Annotated in this window: 15 protein-coding genes; 5 read left to right on the plus strand and 10 right to left on the minus strand. The window is 42.8% G+C overall.

Annotated elements, in window-relative coordinates; all coding sequences use genetic code 11:
* Positions 1–172 precede the first annotated feature (172 nt).
* Together ACFPIK_RS12715 and ACFPIK_RS12720 are read left to right on the plus strand one after the other, a co-directional pair.
* Complete coding sequence (locus ACFPIK_RS12715) at positions 173–1,102, plus strand: tetratricopeptide repeat protein (RefSeq protein ID WP_377915833.1); 930 nt, start codon at positions 173–175, stop codon at positions 1,100–1,102.
* A 117-nt stretch (positions 1,103–1,219) separates the two neighbouring features.
* Positions 1,220–2,290, plus strand: a complete 1,071-nt coding sequence (locus tag ACFPIK_RS12720) for a serine hydrolase domain-containing protein (protein ID WP_377915835.1) — start codon at positions 1,220–1,222, stop codon at positions 2,288–2,290.
* Positions 2,291–2,295: 5 nt separating this feature from the next.
* Here the strand turns inward: ACFPIK_RS12720 and ACFPIK_RS12725 are convergent, their stop codons facing one another.
* The gene (locus ACFPIK_RS12725) at positions 2,296–2,844 is read right to left on the minus strand and encodes a hypothetical protein (RefSeq protein ID WP_377915837.1); all 549 of its coding nucleotides are present in this window, start codon (positions 2,842–2,844) and stop codon (positions 2,296–2,298) included.
* Between the two features lie 438 nt (positions 2,845–3,282).
* Here ACFPIK_RS12725 and ACFPIK_RS12730 point away from each other — a divergent pair, with 438 nt between their 5' ends.
* Together ACFPIK_RS12730 and ACFPIK_RS12735 are read left to right on the plus strand one after the other, a co-directional pair.
* Positions 3,283–3,642, plus strand: coding sequence for a cellulase N-terminal Ig-like domain-containing protein (locus ACFPIK_RS12730; RefSeq protein ID WP_377915839.1), 360 nt, complete (start codon positions 3,283–3,285; stop codon positions 3,640–3,642).
* 15 nt (positions 3,643–3,657) lie between these two features.
* Positions 3,658–5,055: a glycoside hydrolase family 9 protein gene (locus ACFPIK_RS12735; protein ID WP_377915841.1), complete on the plus strand. Its 1,398-nt coding sequence runs from the start codon at positions 3,658–3,660 to the stop codon at positions 5,053–5,055.
* Positions 5,056–5,165: 110 nt separating this feature from the next.
* Here the strand turns inward: ACFPIK_RS12735 and ACFPIK_RS12740 are convergent, their stop codons facing one another.
* The 4 genes from ACFPIK_RS12740 to ACFPIK_RS12755 form a co-directional block, all read right to left on the minus strand.
* Positions 5,166–6,440: a serine hydrolase domain-containing protein gene (locus ACFPIK_RS12740; protein WP_377915843.1), complete on the minus strand. Its 1,275-nt coding sequence runs from the start codon at positions 6,438–6,440 to the stop codon at positions 5,166–5,168.
* 91 nt (positions 6,441–6,531) lie between these two features.
* Entirely contained in the window at positions 6,532–8,040 is a 1,509-nt protein-coding gene (locus ACFPIK_RS12745; RefSeq protein WP_377915845.1) for a S1C family serine protease, read from the minus strand.
* Positions 8,041–8,208: 168 nt separating this feature from the next.
* Positions 8,209–8,637, minus strand: coding sequence for an Hsp20/alpha crystallin family protein (locus ACFPIK_RS12750; RefSeq protein WP_377915847.1), 429 nt, complete (start codon positions 8,635–8,637; stop codon positions 8,209–8,211).
* 254 nt (positions 8,638–8,891) lie between these two features.
* Positions 8,892–9,083, minus strand: a complete 192-nt coding sequence (locus tag ACFPIK_RS12755; RefSeq protein WP_067545283.1) for a cold-shock protein — start codon at positions 9,081–9,083, stop codon at positions 8,892–8,894.
* 88 nt (positions 9,084–9,171) lie between these two features.
* On the opposite strand from ACFPIK_RS12755, the gene ACFPIK_RS12760 reads away from it, so the two are divergent.
* Positions 9,172–9,663 carry a SixA phosphatase family protein gene (locus ACFPIK_RS12760; RefSeq protein ID WP_377915850.1) on the plus strand — a complete coding sequence of 164 codons (492 nt, stop codon included), beginning with the start codon at positions 9,172–9,174 and terminating at the stop codon, positions 9,661–9,663.
* Here the strand turns inward: ACFPIK_RS12760 and ACFPIK_RS12765 are convergent.
* From ACFPIK_RS12765 to ACFPIK_RS12785, 5 genes are all read right to left on the minus strand, one after another.
* Positions 9,660–10,382, minus strand: coding sequence for an SDR family NAD(P)-dependent oxidoreductase (locus ACFPIK_RS12765; protein WP_377915852.1), 723 nt, complete (start codon positions 10,380–10,382; stop codon positions 9,660–9,662). The genes ACFPIK_RS12760 and ACFPIK_RS12765 overlap by 4 nt on opposite strands.
* Before the next feature lie 34 nt (positions 10,383–10,416).
* Complete coding sequence (gene hslU / locus ACFPIK_RS12770) at positions 10,417–11,814, minus strand: ATP-dependent protease ATPase subunit HslU (RefSeq protein ID WP_377915854.1); 1,398 nt, start codon at positions 11,812–11,814, stop codon at positions 10,417–10,419.
* A 96-nt stretch (positions 11,815–11,910) separates the two neighbouring features.
* Positions 11,911–14,388 (minus strand): endopeptidase La, encoded by a 2,478-nt coding sequence (gene lon / locus ACFPIK_RS12775; protein WP_377915856.1) that lies wholly within the window; start codon positions 14,386–14,388, stop codon positions 11,911–11,913.
* Positions 14,389–14,560: 172 nt separating this feature from the next.
* Entirely contained in the window at positions 14,561–16,621 is a 2,061-nt protein-coding gene (locus tag ACFPIK_RS12780) for a Kelch repeat-containing protein (protein ID WP_377915858.1), read from the minus strand.
* A gap of 4 nt (positions 16,622–16,625) precedes the next feature.
* Entirely contained in the window at positions 16,626–17,888 is a 1,263-nt protein-coding gene (locus ACFPIK_RS12785) for a hypothetical protein (protein ID WP_377915860.1), read from the minus strand.
* Between the last annotated feature and the right edge of the window lie 313 nt (positions 17,889–18,201).

The following is an 18,201-nucleotide window of genomic DNA, read 5'->3' on the forward strand; positions in this document are numbered from 1 at the left end:
GCTGACGCCTCAAAAATCAATTTCTCCGACTTCGTCAACATCCAGAAAAAATTACAAGCACTCAAAAAATCAGATAATCCTACACTAGCAGCAGCGTTTCATACCAGAAATTAGCCAAACTTGAGTGGCCCACGGTTTAAACCGTGGGCCATATCAATTGAAAAATACTACTATGAGACGCTATCTACTCCTTTTTCTCCCCTTACTCTTTGCCTGCAACCCGCAGAAAGAATCATTCGATGAATCCATTAAAATGGATTCCGTATTCACCACTCCGCTCGGAAAAACCTTTGAAATTCCCGCTCCTTCCGAAAAGCTCCTGACTCAATACGAAGAAGCAAAAGCCAGTTTCGAGGCCAATCCCGAGGATGTTGAATCCTGGATTTGGTATGGTCGCCGCACGGCTTACCTCGGTCAATACCATCAGGCAATCGACATCTATTCCAAAGGATTGGAGAAATTCCCCAATGACCCCAGACTCTATCGTCACCGAGGCCATCGCTACATCAGTATCCGGGAATATGACAAAGCCATTGCTGACTTTGAAAAGGCAGCTGAGTTGATCCAAGGAACACAAGATGAGATCGAACCCGATGGCATGCCCAATGCACTCAATATCCCGGTGAGTAGCCTTCATGGGAACATTTACTACCATTTGGGCTTAGCTTACTACCTAACGCACCAATACGAAAAAGCCTATCTGGCTTATTTGAAGTGTCGGGAAAGCGGAAATCATTACGACAACATCGTCTCCAGTACCCATTGGCTTTACATGATTCAACAGCGCTTAGGTAATCCGGCCAAAGCCGATTCACTTTTGGCACCCATTCATGCGGACTCCACGGTGATCGAAAATCAGAGTTACGCCGACCTTTGCCAGCTTTACAAAGGTTGGATGACGGTAGATAGTTTATTCCAAGAAGGCCCCGGCAGCCCCTCCAATGATGCTGTCCGCTACGGGGTGGCCAACTGGTATTTGTATCACGGAGACTCGGCCAAGGCCAAACAACTCATGAAAGAACTGACCGATAGCAAGGTATTTACCTCTTTTGGTTACTTGGCTGCAGAAAGTGATTTGATACAGATTTTCGGACTGAAATAAACCCCGGACCATTCATTCCTTTCACAACTTTTCCAAAGTTTTGAACTTTGGAAAAGTTTAAGAATCTAACTTAAACCTCTATTTGGAGCCTAAGTCAAAGAATTAAATTTTGTAGCTATGAAGCATGTAATTTTTCTTTTCTCAGGAATTCTGCTAATCCTCCTTTCCTGCAATCCTTCAGAAATACCGACTCAAATCACAGATCAGGAAATGTACTTTCCTCCCATTTCCGGTAATGATTGGGAAAAAGTCGCACCTTCCCAACTCGGCTGGAATGAAAGTCAAATCCCCGCCCTTATCGACTATTTGCGCAGCAGAAACTCCAAATCATTTCTCATCCTGGTCAATGGCAGAATAGTCATGGAGGAATACTTTGACGGACACAAAGTCTCGGATACGTGGCAATGGAACAGTGCAGGCAAAACCCTCACTACAGCTACTGTGGGGATCGCCCAGCAGGAAAAACTCCTTGATATCACTACTCGGGTGTCACAATACCTCGGAGCAGGCTGGACCAGCATGCCCTTGGCCAAAGAAGCCTTGATCACACCCAAGCATTTGCTCACTATGACCTCCGGCATCAATGATGAAAGTGAGCTCATCATTCGGCCGAACCTGACTTACCTCGCCGATGCCGGGACCAGATGGTCTTATCATAATGTCTTCCAGCGACTCATGAATGTGGTGGGAGAAGCAAGCGGTCAGTCTTTTGAAACGTACTTTAATTCCAAGCTAAAAAACAAGATAGGTATGGATGGCTTCTGGAATGAAGGACTCATTTTCACCGTTTACCATAGTAGCACCAGAAGCATGGCACGCTTTGGACTCTTGGCACTCAATCAGGGAAAATGGGGCAATGAGCAGATTGTCAACGAGGCATTTTTCAAAGAAAGCACTTCTACCTCCCAAAGCATCAATCCTTCCTACGGCTACCTCTGGTGGCTTAATGGAAAAAACCAATACATGCTGCCCAATACACAGACTGTTTTTCCAGGAATGCTAATTCCAAATGCTCCTTCGGACCTGTATGCCGCCATGGGCGCAGAAGATCAACGCATCTATGTGATCCCCAGTAAGAAAATGGTCATCATCCGAATGGGCAGAGCCTCCGACCCCAACAATCCCAACTTTGCGCTATCAGGTTTTGATCAGTTGCTCTGGGAAAAGATCAATGCGGTGATTAAGTAGGCCGCTCAGAAATCTTTTATCCCTTCAGCATCAGAAAAACCTTCCTCAACCTCTTGATTAAAAGGATTATGGGGCTTGAAAAAATCAACCAAGATAGTCTTTGATGTTAGCAACACATGACTGACAAAGCCATCGACCACCATATCTTTACTTAAAGTTTTCAACCACAGTAATTCCCCCGAATCTGTTATACTGGATGAAATAAAAAATCCTTTTATTCCTCCTTCCTCTGTTTCGACTTTGATTTTCCCTTTTTTATTGGAAATTATTCGCAAGGGGATTGGAAATCCAGCTTTTTGATGATAACTCAAATAATCGTAAATGGAGGATTTTGGAGATTCTAACAAAATTGCTTTCATCCGTTGAAGATTAGCTTTCTGAACTATCCTAAAATTCATCCAACTACCTTCCCTGTCTTCCAAAAAGCTGGGCAATTCCACGTCCCAAGGCCCAGGAATAATCTTCAACCAACACTTGTGGTTCTCAGGTTTTAAATAATAGACTGATTCAAATCCTGGTAAAATTTCACCGAGAATATTGAGATTAGACTTCATTTCCAACAGGAGTGCTTCCTTGTGACTGTTTCCTATCCACTTTAATCCATAGGCCTCTAACTCACCTTTTTTATATTCCGATGGTCTAATCAGAAAGCTCACCGTATCTCCTACAAAGGGAGTGAACATCTTTTGGATTAACCCTTCTTGCTTTTCATCCCATCTTATTTGGGAGTTTGAATAAAAGAAAAAGGAGTCACCATCTGAAGTCTTAATGAAACCAAACTTCTTTTGATGGTTGTAATAAATAATTTCCCCTACTAACCTTTCTTTCTGATGATCAATCATAATTTAATAAATCAAAATTTATCCGAATTCCACACCTGAAAACTAATAAATACCTAGAAAGAACGGACTCAGTTCACTAACCATTAATCACTTTTATTTAAAGTTTGAAGCAAAAAATTTCTAATTTCTTGAGATCTAAAGAAAATATCAATGATACGTTCTCTATGCACACTGGTCTTGTTTTTCATAGCTATTTCATCATATTCACAGGAGATTTTCTTTTCCGTCAACCAAGTTGGCTTTCACCCAGCAGACCCAAAAAAAGCCATCGTTTTTTCCAAGGAAAAAATCAAAAACAACATCCATCTCATCCACCTTCCCGACTCGAGTTCAGCGGCCAGAATCAAACCTGAACAGGTGGAATCGGGTGTTTGGGGAGATTATTTCTATTATTCAGTTGATTTCACACAGATTGAAGAGGAAGGAACGTACTTCCTTTGGCACTCAGCCTCGAGATCCAGTTCAGAAAAATTTGAAATCGGATCTAATTCCTATGCGGGCATTCAGTAAGACCTGTTGGAATTCATGAGGCAGCAGCGTTGCGGGTACAACCCGACGATGGATATGGTGTGTCATCAAGAGGATGGACGCAGCTTCTTTGGCCCTATGCCGGACAGCACGTTTGTGGATGCCTCAGGCGGTTGGCATGATGCCGGCGACCAACTCAAGTACCTAATCACGGGAAGCTATGCCACGGGACACCTGCTGATGGCGCATCAGCTTTTCCCGAACCGATTTGAAGATAAGGTGAATGCATTGGGCCAACCGGGAGGAAATGGAATCCCCGATGTCCTAGACGAAGCCAAATGGGGTCTGGACTGGCTACTCAAACTTCATCCCGCTCCTGACCAACTCATCCATCAAATCGCCGATGACCGGGATCACCGAGGGTTTAAAATCCCCAATCAAGACAACTCGGATTACGGTTGGGGAGAAAACAGCTATCGCCCCGCCTACTTTGCTACGGGAAAGCCCCAAGGTCTGGGCAAGTATAAAAGTGAGTCCACAGGAATGGCAAACATTGCCGGAAGATCGGCGGCCGCTTTGGCCTTGGGAGCGAGAATCTGGAAAGAAATCGATGAAGCTTTTTCCATCCAATGCCTTCGTGCAGCTAAAAGCCTCTATGCATTAGGAAGAAAATACGAAGGCTATCAGCAGGGGAATTCCTACGGGGCTCCTTATCGCTACAATGAAGAAACCTGGAATGATGACATGGAATGGGCTGGAGCAGAACTCTATAAAGCTACCGGAGAATCATCCTATCTGACTCAGGCAAAAGACTATGCTTTGAAAAGTTCGAACGCTGATTCATGGACAGTTCGGGATTCGGCCGCCCATTATCAGCTATATCCCTTTATCAATCTGGGCCACTTTTCTCTTCATGAAGTGGTAGATCAGAATTTCAAAAAGACACTGGAAAACTTCTATCAAGAAGGCATTGAATACACTTTGAAAAAAGCCCAAACCAGCCCCTTCGAAGTAGGTATTCCTTTTATCTGGTGCTCCAATAATCTGATGACCAGCCTAGCCACGCAGCTAATTCTATTTGAAAAAATGAGCGGAAACACCCAATACCAACCTTACCTGATTGCTCAGCGGGATTGGCTCTTTGGAAAAAATCCCTGGGGCACAAGCATGTTTACAGGAATTCCGCGACATGGAGATTTCCCCGTCTATGTGCATACTGCTCCTTATGTCAAGTTGGGATTGGAGATACCGGGAGGCTTGGTGGATGGACCGATTTTCCGTACTATCCACTCCAATTTGATTGGATTGACCTTGGAAAGGCCGGACGATTATATCGGAAGGCAAAACCCTTTTATTGTCTATCACGATGCGGTTGGTGATTATAGTACCAACGAACCAACCATGGACGGCACAGCGGGTTCGATTCTGATGATGACCTATTTTTCAAGGGAATAAAAAAGCCAAGTATTTAATTAAAAGGCCACAGATGCACAGATATGATTGATCTGTGCATCTGTGGACCTACAGTTCTGTCCTTATGAGTGTCTTCACACTCCACTACTATCTTATTCTACCAATGTAAATACCATCTGACGAAACTTCCACCCTGTCTCATCCCCATTGCCGGCACCGGAGGTTTGTTTGAAAATCAACCCGATGATTCCTGTCTCCTGATCGGCAAAATATTGGGTGTTGAAATACCCTCCCCAATCAAAGGTGCCTTTGCTGCCCATGCCGCCCATGGCCACACCCTTGTCTGTCACGACACCGAAACCTATCCCATGGTAGCGATCGGCATTCCAAAGATCCCCAACTTGATTTTGCATCATGGTGTGAATGGTATGCGGACTGAGGATACGCTTTCCGTTGTAAATCCCTCCATTCAAATACATCTGCAGGAACTTGGCATAATCTTCTGTGGTACTGGAAAGACCTGCTCCTCCTGAGAAAAAGGTCTTTGCGCCACTTTTAGGATAGGCAGGATCATAAAATGTCACAGGATAAGAAGCCCATTTGTTATCCTTGCGCGTATGCACTGTCACCAATCTGGGGGCTTGTGCTTCGCTCAGATAAAATCGGGTATCATTCATTCCGATCGGATCAAAAATCCGTTCCTTCAAAAAGACATCAAAGGGTTTTCCAGAAATGATCTCCACCAGATATCCCAAGACATCCAATCCCTCGCTGTAGGTGTATTTGGCTCCAGGTTCGTGGTGAAGGGGAAGCTTAGCCAGTCGCTTGACACTTTGCTCAATGGATACTTTTTCTGTGGTAAAAAGGTCCACCACTCCGGCCTTGTGGTAAATCATTTTCATCCGCTCATCCCCATCGATGACGCCATAGCCTAAACCTGAAGTATGGGTCAACAAATGCCTGATGGTAATTTCTCTGCTGCTAGGCTTGGTAGTATAGGTGGTATCAGCATAGCGAAAATTACTCAATACCTGAGGATTCTTAAACTCTGGAATGTATTTGGAAATCGGATCATCCAAGCGGAATTTGCCTTCTTCCCATAGGATCATGATTGCAGTGGAGGTAATTGCTTTGGTCTGAGATGCAATCCGGAAAATGGAATTTTTCTCCATCTTTTTCCCGCTTTCCACATCTGCAAAGCCTTTGGCCGAATGATAGACCACTTGACCGTTTTTCAGGACCATAGCAACCAGTCCCGGCACTTGTTCTTTTTGAATCGCTTCTTCCAGCATAGCATCGAGTTTGGTCACACGCTCTTGAGAGATGCCGGCTACGGGAGTTTTTCCTGCCTGAGAAATCACCTGAGCAGTCAGGCTGGATTGCATTCCGATCAGGCAAATCAGAATTAGAAATAGGTTTTTGGTCATAAGGTTTGGTGGGTTTATTTGATCTGAAAGTAGAAAAAAGCAGCCATAAAAAAAGCCGGCTTTCACCGGCTTTTATATGAATGGATTCTGATTAATTCAACTCTACTTCGAAGTAGTAGTCTGTTCCGTCAGGGAACATACCCAGGACTACAATCTCTTGGCCTTTGGAATCCTCCAAGAAGTCGATCATCTCCTGAGCATTGGTTACTTTCTTTCGTCCTGAATCAGAGATGACCGAAGTAATGATAAACCCATTTCTAGCTCCTGCATTTCTCCAAGCCTCATTTGCATTAGACTTGATTACTGCGCCTCCTGCGATCTTAAGTTGATCTTTTGTCTGCTGCTTCACATCTTCAAATTGCAAGCCTTCAAACGTAAAGGTTTTAGGCACTTCTTTTTTTACAATGTTGGTATCACCGGAGAAATTTTTCAGCGTAGCAGAAGTCTTAGATGTCTTACCATCACGGATGTATTCTACTTCCACTTTATCCCCAGGACGTTTTCTCGCGACCATTTCTTGTAGCATTGACACATTATTTACTGCCTTGCCATCGATGGAGATGATGATATCACCTTCTTTAAGTCCAGCTGCCTTACCTGCGGAGTTTTCATTTACCCCACCCACATAGACTCCTTGATCTACTGGGAATTTCTTATTTAAGTAATCTGCCAATTCAGGGCTCACGCTCTGGATTGACACTCCAAGCAATCCTCTCTGCACGGCGCCATACTTTATCAGGTCATCCATCACTTTTTTCACCAAAGTACTTGGCACAGCAAATGAATATCCAGCAAAGGTGCCAGTATTGGATGCGATGGCGGTATTGATCCCAATCAGTTCACCAGCTAGGTTTACAAGGGCTCCCCCAGAGTTACCCGGATTGACCACCGCGTCGGTCTGAAGAAAAGATTCGATTTGGAGACCATTTTCAACGTTTCTGAGGATATTAATATTCCTGGCTTTTGCAGAGATGATTCCTGCAGTGACTGTAGAATTAAGATCAAAAGGATTACCTACAGCAAGTACCCATTCTCCAATTTTGGTCTGATCGGAATCCCCAAACTTTACAAATGGAAGGTTGTCTGCTTCAATTTTCAACAATGCCAAGTCTGTTGTGGGGTCCGTACCGATGATGGTAGCCTCATAACGTTTATTGTTATCCAAAGAGATATCCACTTTGGTGGCTCCCTCGATCACGTGATTATTGGTTACGATGTAACCGTCAGGAGAGATGATCACACCAGAACCAGAACTCATTGGCATAGCACCGTTGCCTCCGCCCTGTCCACGATCACCTCTAGGGTCCGGAATTCCGAAAAACTCCTGGATTGGGTCACGTTGAGATCTGGGAGTATAGGCTACTTGACTTTTCACATGGACTACAGCAGGGGTGACCAGCTGTGCTGAAGCCACAAAATTGATCCCATCGGGAATAGTGAAGTTTTCGTCCGAAAGCATATTGACAAAACTTGCCTGTTGCTTTTCATCAAAGGTGCTAGCATTTTGAGGTTGGATCAGAAAACTAACCCCAGCCAATGCCACCACTCCGCCTATCAAGGCTGCTAGAAGTATCCCTAGAAAGAACTGTCTCTTGCTCATAGTTATCGTTTTCTTAAATAAGTTTTATACTGCAAATTTTCTATCCTTTAGACTTCATTTGAAAGCTTTGGGATGTAACAAAGCCCTCAAATTAACAAGAATTAACCGCTTTCAACCCTGTTTGGAAGAATAACAAAAATAAAGAGAGCGGGTTTTCCCGCTCATCCTTTATTTCACTTCAATGATGGCTTTTGCAAGCTTCTTTTCCCTTTTGGGTAAGTTCAAAATCAAAACGCCGTTTTCATAGGAAGCTTCAATTTGATCAGTCAATACATCTTCAGGGAGAAAGAATGATCTGCTAAAACTACCGTACTGTGTTTCTAGACCGTGGTAGGTTTTCCCTTCTCTTTTTTCTTCCATTTTTCGCTCTCCGGAGACAGTGAGTTTACCATCAACCAGACTAATCTTAAAGTCTGATTTTTTCACTCCGGGAACTGCGAGATGAAGGCTATAGGACTTTTCGTCTTCTGCAATATCCACCGCAGGAGTAAATTGCTTCAGTGCAGCGCTCATGGATTCAGAAAATAATCTGTCCAGCATACCGCTGAAGCTTGCCGGAATTTGAGGATCCAGGTGATTGTATCTTACCAGTTTCATAGTTGTGTTGGTTTTGTTTTACTTTTTGTAATAAGTAAATACCATACCACCACCTATTTTGAGTCATTTTGTCTGAAAAACAATCGTTTATTTTAAAAAAATAAGTCAAAATGACCTTAATATGCTCTCCTACCTTATTTAATATCTTAACCCATTTTTCAATTACACTAAAACATAGATATGCACTAAAACAAAAATCCCTCGAATCGCAATGTTCGAGGGATTTTCTTAGCTAAAACATTCTGCTGAATATATTAGGCCTTTTTGACGTTGATGGCGTTGGGTCCTTTTTTACCATCTTTGATGTCGTAGGTAACTTTGTCGTTTTGAGCAACTTTGTCAACTAACCCAGTGGCGTGTACGAATACGTCACCCTGAGTTTCGTCATCAACGATAAATCCGAAACCTTTGGCTTCATTGTAAAATTTTACTGTTCCGGTAAACATAATGAATTGTGATAAATTGTAATTGAAAGTGCTCTAAATGTAAAGATTTGATTAAAAAAAACAAAATAATCGTTTTTTTTCTGCCAAAATGAAGAAAATAATTTTGATCCGACATGCCAAATCTGCTTGGGATAATCCTTGGCTAAGCGACCATGATCGCCCACTTGCCGATCGAGGCCTTCAAGATGCGCCTATCATGGCCAAGCGACTAAAAAAGAGAAAGATACAAGCAGAAATCATACTATGTTCCACAGCTACCAGAGCAGTAGAAACAGCAAAAATCATCGCCAAAGAACTTGAATTTCCTGTGTCAGAAATCATCCTTGAAGAAAATCTATATCATGCCTCGCCAAATAAAATTTTGAAATACATCCATCTTCAAAAAGACTCGAAAGACATCTTGTTTATAGTAGGACATAATCCTGGCTTAAACGAACTTATCGAACACTTAGGAGGAAAACTGGACAATCTTCCAACTTCTGGGCAATTTGGATTTCTGGCGAAAATAGATCGATGGAGTGAATTTGGACCAAAAACAGCAGAAGTTTGGTTCGTTGATTTTCCAAAAAAGAGGTTTTAAAACCTCCTCACATCCTGTACCACCTCGGTAAATAAACCAGGATGCTGAATAAGATAAAAAATTTTTGCCGCTACTTCTTCGGGTGTACTCAGGAGACCTTCCGATTTGTATTCCATAAAGCGACCCAATGCCGGAAAATCATTTAGTTCCGCTTGCCTGATTTCGGATTGCATCGCTGTATCGACTATTCCGGGGGCAAGAGAAAATACTCTAAAGCCCAATTCCTTCAATTCTTCATTTGCCACCTGAGAAAACATGGCCAATCCGGCTTTGCTGGCACAATACTCTCCCCATCCTGACAGAGGCCGATGTGCCGCACCCGAACTGATGTTACAGATTACTTTTTGACCTTCGGATGGACCATAAGCCTTCACAAAAGCATCCATCAGGATCATTGGAGCAACAAGATTTAAGTTTAGCGCCCTTTGAATCCCTTTGGGATTAAGTTTTCCGACAGGTTTCACTTCCCCTATCCAGCCGGCATTATTGATCAATACATAGCGATCAAAAGCCTCTTTGGGAAACACTTTAGGTAACTGGGTTTCCAAAGCATCCAAATCACTGAGATCAAGTGGCACCTCTGTTATCCTAGGATGATTGATTTCCAGACTTCCTCTCGAAAGAGCTACGATATGAGTATCCAAAAATTCACAGAACTTTTCTAAAATGGCATGTCCCAGCCCTTTGGTATGTCCGGTGAGAATCAGTAGGGTTTTCATTGGTTGAAGTAGCGTCTCAATTTCCCTGACTCTGTTATAAAATGTATTGAGACAAGTCTCGGTTTTTCACTAACGTACTCAATCGCTCTTGAACCATCTCTTTGGTCACCATGATTTTGGAATTGGGTTCGATCAAATCAGGCACTTCGAACAGAAAATCATTGAGCAAATGGCTCATCACAGTATGAAGACGACGGGCACCGATATTTTCCACTTCCTGATTGATCACAAATGCCAATCTTGCAATCTCGTCTACTGCGTCATCAGTGAAGGCCAATGACACCTCCTCTACTTCAAAAAGCGCCTCGTATTGCTTGGTCAACGCGTTTTTAGGTTCTTTCAAAATCCGTGTAAAGTCCTCTTGCGTCAAGCTTTGAAGCTCCACTCGAATCGGAAATCTTCCCTGAAGCTCCGGTATCAAGTCAGAAGGTTTACTCACGTGAAAAGCACCCGCTGCGATGAATAGAATATGGTCCGTATTGATCACCCCATATTTGGTATTCACGCTAGAGCCCTCGACTATCGGAAGCAAATCCCGCTGAACACCCTCTCGGCTGACATCAGGACCTCCTCCATTTTTACCGGATTTGGAGGCAATTTTATCGATCTCATCGATGAAGATGATCCCGTTATTTTCCGCCAACCGAATCGCCTCTTCCTTAACTTCATCAAAATCAATCAACTTGGACATCTCTTCTTCTAGGAGCACCTTGCGGGCTTCAGCTATAGAGAGTTTTCTTTTCTTGGTCTTTTTAGGCATCATGCCCGAAATCATATCCTGAAGTCCAGCCATGCTGGCATCATCCATCATACCATTTCCTATCATTCCGATGCCTACAGGAGCCGATGCTTTGACATTGATTTCAATTTTCCGGTCGTCCAGTTCTCCGTTTCGGAGTTTCTCTCGGAAGCGCTCACGGGTACGCTCATTGAGCTCAGAATCAGAATTAGGTTCAGAATCCAATTCCGAACTGATGGACATTGGCCTGGTAAAACCCGCACTTTTCACCGGAGGAATCAAAATATCCAAGATCACTTCTTCCACCGCATCGGCAGCTTTGATCTTGACTTCTTCTTTTTTCACATCTCTTACCAAATGGACACTCTGCTCTACCAGATCTCTGACCATACTTTCCACATCCCGACCCACGTAACCTACCTCCGTAAATTTCGAAGCCTCCACTTTGGTGAAGGGAGCCTGAGCAATCTTAGCAAGGCGTCGGGCAATTTCAGTTTTTCCGACACCTGTGCTTCCGATCATCAGGATATTGTTTGGCACGATGTCTTTTTGAATATCAGACTTCACCATCATCCTGCGAATCCTGTTACGAAGGGCGATAGCCACATTTCGCTTAGCATCTTTTTGACCGATAATATATTTATCTAGCTCCTCAACGATCTGTCTTGGAGTGAGGGAATGTATGGAGTTCATGTTATAGTTGTTAGGTAGGATAAACCTGAGCTGGTCTTTGGGTAAAAGAAAAAGCGGTTTCCCCCCTAATGGAGGAAACCTTGTTCAGTGAATAAATTAATCAATAGGCTTGGTTTCAGAGGTGAAGGTAAACTTCAAAGGATCCTCCACTTTGGTTTTGGTCAAGGCGATCTCCAAAACTTCATCGACTTTTTCTACAAAATGAAATTCCATTCCTTTGATGTATTGTGCATCAATCTCCTCGATATCCCGTTGGTTTTTCTTACAAAGGATAATCTCTTTGATACCGGCTCGCTTGGCAGCAAGAATCTTTTCCTTGATCCCACCTACAGGCATAACCTTCCCGATCAGGCTGATTTCGCCGGTCATGGCCACTTTCGCCTTTACCTTTCGTTGCGTGTAGACCGAGGCCATGGCTGTAAGCATGGTAATACCAGCTGATGGACCATCTTTAGGAACTGCACCTGCAGGTACGTGAATATGGAGGTCGTATTGATCAAATACCCGATGGTCAATCCCTAGCCTTTCAGCTTTGGATTTGAGGTAAGAAAGAGCAGTCATGGCAGATTCTTTCATGACATCTCCTAGCTGACCGGAAAGGGTAAGTTTGCCCCTTCCCTTGCTCAAGCTGGATTCGATGAAGAGAATTTCTCCCCCTACACTCGTCCAAGCAAGTCCGGTAACCACACCAGCAACACTGTTGTCTTGGTAAATTTCCTTGTCAAAAATTTCCGAGCCCAAAATCTTTCGTACCGCTTCTGGAGAAACCTTATGATCATATTCTTCCTCCATGGCGATAGACTTGGCGATGTTACGTATTACTTTACCGATAGCTCGCTCCAAGCTTCTCACGCCTGACTCTCGGGTATAATCTTCAATGATCTTGATCAACGCAGCCTTATCAAAAGAGACGTCTTTGTTCTTTAAGCCATGCTCCTTTCGTTGCTTGGGCACCAAATGCTTTTTAGCGATTTCCAGCTTTTCTTCCTGGGTATAGCCTGTCACTTCGATGATTTCCATACGGTCGCGAAGTGCAGGCTGGATGGTATCGAGTGAGTTAGCAGTAGCAATAAATAACACCTTGCTGAGGTCATACTCCACCTCAAGGTAGTTGTCCAAAAAGGTGCTGTTTTGCTCGGGGTCGAGCACCTCCAAAAATGCGGAAGAAGGATCTCCGCGGAAATCCGAAGACAGCTTATCAATCTCATCCAATACATAAACCGGATTGGAGATTTTCACCTTTTTCATGTTTTGGATGATCTTGCCTGGCATCGCACCGACATAGGTCTTACGATGGCCTCGGATTTCGGCTTCGTCATGAAGACCTCCCAAAGACATGCGGATGTATTTTCTACCCAAAGCGGAAGCAATGGATTTCCCTAGGGAAGTTTTCCCCACACCCGGAGGGCCGTATAGGCAAAGGATAGGACCTTTTAGATCATTCTTAAGTTTTAAAACAGCAAGGTATTCGATGATTCTATCCTTTACTTTTTCCAAACCAAAGTGATCTGAATCCAAAATTGCCCGTGCATGCTTCAAGTCAAAGTTGTCCTGAGTAAACTCGTTCCAAGGCAACTCCACCATCGTTTCCGCATAGTTGAGTGCGATGGGATACTCTGCGGCTGAAGGATTGATACGAAGGATTTTATCCAGTTCTTTTTCAAAATGCTTCTTAACCTCGGCCGGCCAGTTTTTCTTTTCGCCTCTGGCGCGAAGGTCTTCCACCTCCTTCTCGGGGCCTTCTTCACCGAGTTCGGTCTGAAGGACTTTCATCTGCTGACGAAGGAAATAATCCCGCTGCTGCTGATCGATATCCGTGTGGACTTTCTTCTGTATCTCCGATTTCAGCTCCAGCATCTGGATGTCCTTCATCATAAATTCAAGGAGGAGCGTGGCACGCTCTACCCCATCATTGATTTCGAGCAGACGCTGCTTGGCTTCTACAGGCGCATTGATGTTGGAAGAGAGGAAATGGGTAAGAAATGGGGTATTGTCAATATTATCCAAGGCCACTTGAGCTTCCCTCGGAATTTCGGGATTCAAGTGTAGGATTTTGGTCGCTGCATCCTTGAGTGACTCTTCGAGGGCTTTGATTTTTTTGGAATTTTTGGGAAAGTTTTCCTCCAGAAAATCCACTTTGGCAATAAAGTAAGGATCATCAGTGACCTGTTCACGGATCTTAAATCGCTTTTTGCCCTGAATGATGATGGTGGTATTGCCATCAGGAAGTACGATCATTTTGATAATCTTGGCCAGGGTACCCACATGATAAATATCTTCCCAAGAAGGATCATCATGGTTGGGATTGATCTGAGCACAAACTCCTATGAGCTTATTCCCTTTTTGGGCCTTTTTTACCAAGCGGATAGAGCGTTGCCTTCCTACTGTGATAGGAATAACTACTCCGGGAAACAAAACGGTATTGCGGACTGAAAGAATCGGAATTTCTTCACCAAACTCTTCTTTACCGGGCTCATCCTCTTCCTCATCGGTAATCAACTGGATCAGATCTCCCTCACCGGTGTAGTCACCGTGCATAAGATTTTGGAATAATGAATTTTCGAATTGGCTCATATAGACAGATTGACAGCAGCGCTGTCAGGAAATAGCTAAAATAAAAGAAGAACCTTCAATTTCCGAAGGTTCTTCTAAAAGGTTCAAGAGAGATGCCAAAAGGAAAGCTAGCCAATTTGGCAGGCTTCAAAGGCTTAATTCATCGTATTTATCTCTAAAATCCATCTTAATCTCAATAGAAATAGTTGGGATCGTATTGCCAGAATGCAATGCCCGTATAGAGATAAAACCTGTTTCCTAGCTGAAAACTATTAGGACTTTGAGCAAAACCATTGTGCGCCTCCAAATATTCGGGAGCTTGGATCTCACCTTTTTCAAGGTCCAGAATAAAAAGTCTGTTGTTTCCAAGGCCATAAATGACCTCATCGATAATGAAAAATTTTTGAATGGCTAAAGATTCTGTACCTCTTATTGGCCCTAACAAATCCCAAGAATAGGTGGCTGTGTTGAACTCATAAAGCCCAAGAAACACAGAGAAGGGATTTGGTTGATAAATACCTGTAGCATAAATTTTCCCTTTATACTCAAAACTCGTAAAGTTGTTAAACATACCATCTGGCTGGTTTAGATCCGAGAGTTTTTCCCAAGTTTGAGAAGTAAGATCAAATCGATAGCGCTTGATGTTCCCGTCTATTCCAGTCATCAGATCAATTTCATCACCCTGATAATAAATGCTCCCTTTGTAAAATACAGCAGATTGGAAGCTGTTGTCCGAACTTGGAATTTTGGGTAAGGATTTAACATTCCGAGTCACAGGGTCAAATACGAAAAACAATTTTTCACCAGTTCGGGATTCTTGATTGGAATAGGTACCAAAGTAAATCTTACCGTCTGCTGGAATGGCAAAAATCCGGGCAAGATTCATCCCCGGTGTAGGACTATTGGCTATTCGATTGAAAGATCTAGAACTGGGATCAATCTCATAAATGCCTAAGGAGTTGATCATATATCCTTTTTCGCCAAGGCCTACGGTTTTACCTTCACCCAAAGTGAAATTATAATCCCCTGTCAATACATAAGGGATCCCTGGATTAGTCCATTCCAATTTTAATGAATTCGTGGACGTAATACCGGCATTGGTCATTCTCAATTCTGTGATTCTAGAGCCTGGACCTTTTTCAAATTTATATTCGAAAGAGATTTCCATTTCGGAAGGGCTGATAGATAATATATCCACCTTAAATATTTCAGGACTAAGCTTGAATTCATTGTAATCCAAAAGGAAAGGATTAAAGTTTTCTCCTTTAATCGTAGCAGTCCCACTGAATCCTCGGAATTGAACCACTTGTCCCGGATTAATCTTGGTCTCTCTTAGCTTCAAAAATCCTTCAAGGGGATAGACTTGACCTCGGATAGTTACCTCCAGTTTTGGGTTAGGTTCGGTGAATAAAGCATTCAAACCAATTTTAACTGACCCGTCAGAGGGTTCAGTCACCTTAAGCAAAAAATTATTTCCTTCCGAGTTGATATATCGTACTCGGAGATTATCATCATGAAGGTATTTCCCTCGGATGACCAAATCTTCCGTATAGGAAAGTTCACTCGGAGTGCTGATCGTGAATTCAGGACTTTTAAATTTAACAGGCTTGTTTACCTTCAACACCTTATCCGAAACTTTGAATTCAAATTCAAAATCTTGGATTTGACCTACTCCCTCCTGAAAAGTCACTGATCTTGGAATCACAATCCCAAAAGAACCATCTTTAATCTTGGTCACAATTGCTGGCACCCTCTGAATGGAGGCACTGTAATCCGTCGGCACTCTGGAAAGCTTACTACCGTAGACGATCAACGTATCTCCAAAATATACTTCCTGGGGTATTTCTATCCGATCAAAAAGGAATCCATCCGATCCTTGACTTACAAAACGATAGGGTAAAGAATAAACCACCCCCTGGTTTGTTTTGATAAATGCTGAAACGTAAATACTAGCCCCTAAAGGCATGGAATGCGTCGATTTGAGACGAAACTCTTTCCCAGGAATTCCCTTTTCGCTAACAAAATTGCCTGTCTCAATCGATAGACCGGTATTTAATCCATATACAAACCCATATTCCAAAATCTCCTCCGAACCCAAATCAAAAACATTGGCTGCAAACTCAGCTCCACTCCGATCAATCATCTGAACAAATGCTACACTAAACCTCGGGTTGGTCCTCGGAATAACCTCATCCTCAGAGCATGAAGCTAAACCTCCCAAGAATAAGAACGCTAAAACTAATTTCCTTGCCATTATTTTAAAATTCAATTCCTAGGTGAAACGCCATTCTGCTTCTGTTGTAAAAAGCATCATTTTGGAGCAATGAAAATTTGTAATACTCTGGCTGCACAGCGACTTCCAGCTCTGCAAAAAGTTTGAGATTATCTTTGAACACTTTAGATCCTCCCAATCTCCCTCCTGAGTAAAAATTAGTACCCTGATAAAGCATTATGGGGGTCTCGTAGAGATAAACCTCATTTCTCGCAACAATCCTTTCATCCACTTTCCCATTACTCTGCTTGATACTTGGTCTCCATAAGCCCAAAAAACCACCCAAATAGATTTCAGAATTAACTCTTTTCAACAGACTGTAATTCAACGCAAATGGAATGGAAATACTAGTTTCCGAAATATCCTCAGAACCTGTACGAATAGCTTGAGTACCACCAAAACTGGATAAAAGCTCGGTTTGGAAAACTGAAAATACCACCCTGAGGTCAGTGCTAAGCCTTGGGACACGACGAGCATCGTGTGCTCTCACTCCTACAAATCCCGTGAAACCAAACGGACTATTGAACTGATCATCTCTAGCATTTTCCTTAATAGGTTTTACTAAAATATGTTGACTAAGACCAATACCAGCCAGAGGAGAAATCAGAATCATAGGAACTTTCTCTATATGTACTTGATACCTTACTTGAGCGCAATCAAAATAAGATTTCATGAGGTTGATCAAGGCCTGATCATTGTATGGAGCACGATCTATATCCGTAAATAGTGCCACCCCACAATCACCGACCAGAAATTGTTTCAAAGTACCTCTAAACGGCCTGATGTACTTTTTGTATAGCGGACCATTTTTTTCAACCTCTCCATAATAGGCTTCAAGCTTCATGTATTCTTTGCCATTGTCCAAAAAATATCCACCCTTATACTCTCCCAATTGAATAGGTCCAGAAACAAGAATCTGAAGAAACACAGGTTCCGAGTTTCCAGGAAGTGGTTTTGAAAGAAAAATCTGGCCGTTGTCCAATCCAAAACCCTGAATCTGCTGGGGTAAATACGTGGAAACGACTCCATCTTTTGAAAAGACGAGCTCCTCAAAGTCAGCATAATTGTAATTTCTTACCACTGTGCCAAAAACCTGCTGACCCGATGGAAGCACAATGAAGTCCTGCATTTTTTCCTTGCTTGAATTAGCTAAAGCCCAATCGAATACTAGACGATCTTTGGAGACCTGGCTATAAACAGGGGGTGAAAGCAGGAAAAGCAGAATAATTGAAAGTAATGATTTAGGCATTGGAAAGATGACTTATCCGGCATTCGCCGAAGGTGGTGTTTCTAATGAAAAGTGGAGTTACTGACATGAAGGCAATCCTTACGTTATCTTCGTTTTTGATCATGAATTCCCCACTCAAAAAATGAGAAAACAACCAAAAAACATTAAGACCGAATATATACGTTTGAACAAATAAAACACTTTCTTTTACGCGTTTTTTAATTGACCTAAACCTAAAAAATTGAAAACCAAAAGATTAATTTTTACTATCGCAGGAAAACTTTTTCATTGAAGGGATGATCCAAAGACGATTTGTTTTTGGGATGACTGGACC

This window comes from Algoriphagus aquatilis (assembly GCF_042657405.1).
Classification (GTDB): Bacteria; Bacteroidota; Bacteroidia; order Cytophagales; family Cyclobacteriaceae; genus Algoriphagus; species Algoriphagus aquatilis.

What these genes read in the sequence shown, in the direction of transcription:
- ACFPIK_RS12745 (WP_377915845.1), bottom strand. Translation starts at nt 8,040, where the DNA reads ATGAGCAAGAGACAGTTCTTTCTAGGGATACTTCTAGCAGCCTTGATA.
- ACFPIK_RS12725 (WP_377915837.1), bottom strand. Translation starts at nt 2,844, where the DNA reads ATGAAGTCTAATCTCAATATTCTCGGTGAAATTTTACCAGGATTTGAA.
- ACFPIK_RS12760 (WP_377915850.1), top strand. Translation starts at nt 9,172, where the DNA reads ATGAAGAAAATAATTTTGATCCGACATGCCAAATCTGCTTGGGATAAT.
- ACFPIK_RS12735 (WP_377915841.1), top strand. Translation starts at nt 3,658, where the DNA reads ATGAGGCAGCAGCGTTGCGGGTACAACCCGACGATGGATATGGTGTGT.
- ACFPIK_RS12750 (WP_377915847.1), bottom strand. Translation starts at nt 8,637, where the DNA reads ATGAAACTGGTAAGATACAATCACCTGGATCCTCAAATTCCGGCAAGC.
- lon (WP_377915856.1), bottom strand. Translation starts at nt 14,388, where the DNA reads ATGAGCCAATTCGAAAATTCATTATTCCAAAATCTTATGCACGGTGAC.
- hslU (WP_377915854.1), bottom strand. Translation starts at nt 11,814, where the DNA reads ATGAACTCCATACATTCCCTCACTCCAAGACAGATCGTTGAGGAGCTA.
- ACFPIK_RS12720 (WP_377915835.1), top strand. Translation starts at nt 1,220, where the DNA reads ATGAAGCATGTAATTTTTCTTTTCTCAGGAATTCTGCTAATCCTCCTT.
- ACFPIK_RS12765 (WP_377915852.1), bottom strand. Translation starts at nt 10,382, where the DNA reads ATGAAAACCCTACTGATTCTCACCGGACATACCAAAGGGCTGGGACAT.
- ACFPIK_RS12730 (WP_377915839.1), top strand. Translation starts at nt 3,283, where the DNA reads ATGATACGTTCTCTATGCACACTGGTCTTGTTTTTCATAGCTATTTCA.
- ACFPIK_RS12785 (WP_377915860.1), bottom strand. Translation starts at nt 17,888, where the DNA reads ATGCCTAAATCATTACTTTCAATTATTCTGCTTTTCCTGCTTTCACCC.
- ACFPIK_RS12740 (WP_377915843.1), bottom strand. Translation starts at nt 6,440, where the DNA reads ATGACCAAAAACCTATTTCTAATTCTGATTTGCCTGATCGGAATGCAA.
- ACFPIK_RS12715 (WP_377915833.1), top strand. Translation starts at nt 173, where the DNA reads ATGAGACGCTATCTACTCCTTTTTCTCCCCTTACTCTTTGCCTGCAAC.
- ACFPIK_RS12780 (WP_377915858.1), bottom strand. Translation starts at nt 16,621, where the DNA reads ATGGCAAGGAAATTAGTTTTAGCGTTCTTATTCTTGGGAGGTTTAGCT.
- ACFPIK_RS12755 (WP_067545283.1), bottom strand. Translation starts at nt 9,083, where the DNA reads ATGTTTACCGGAACAGTAAAATTTTACAATGAAGCCAAAGGTTTCGGA.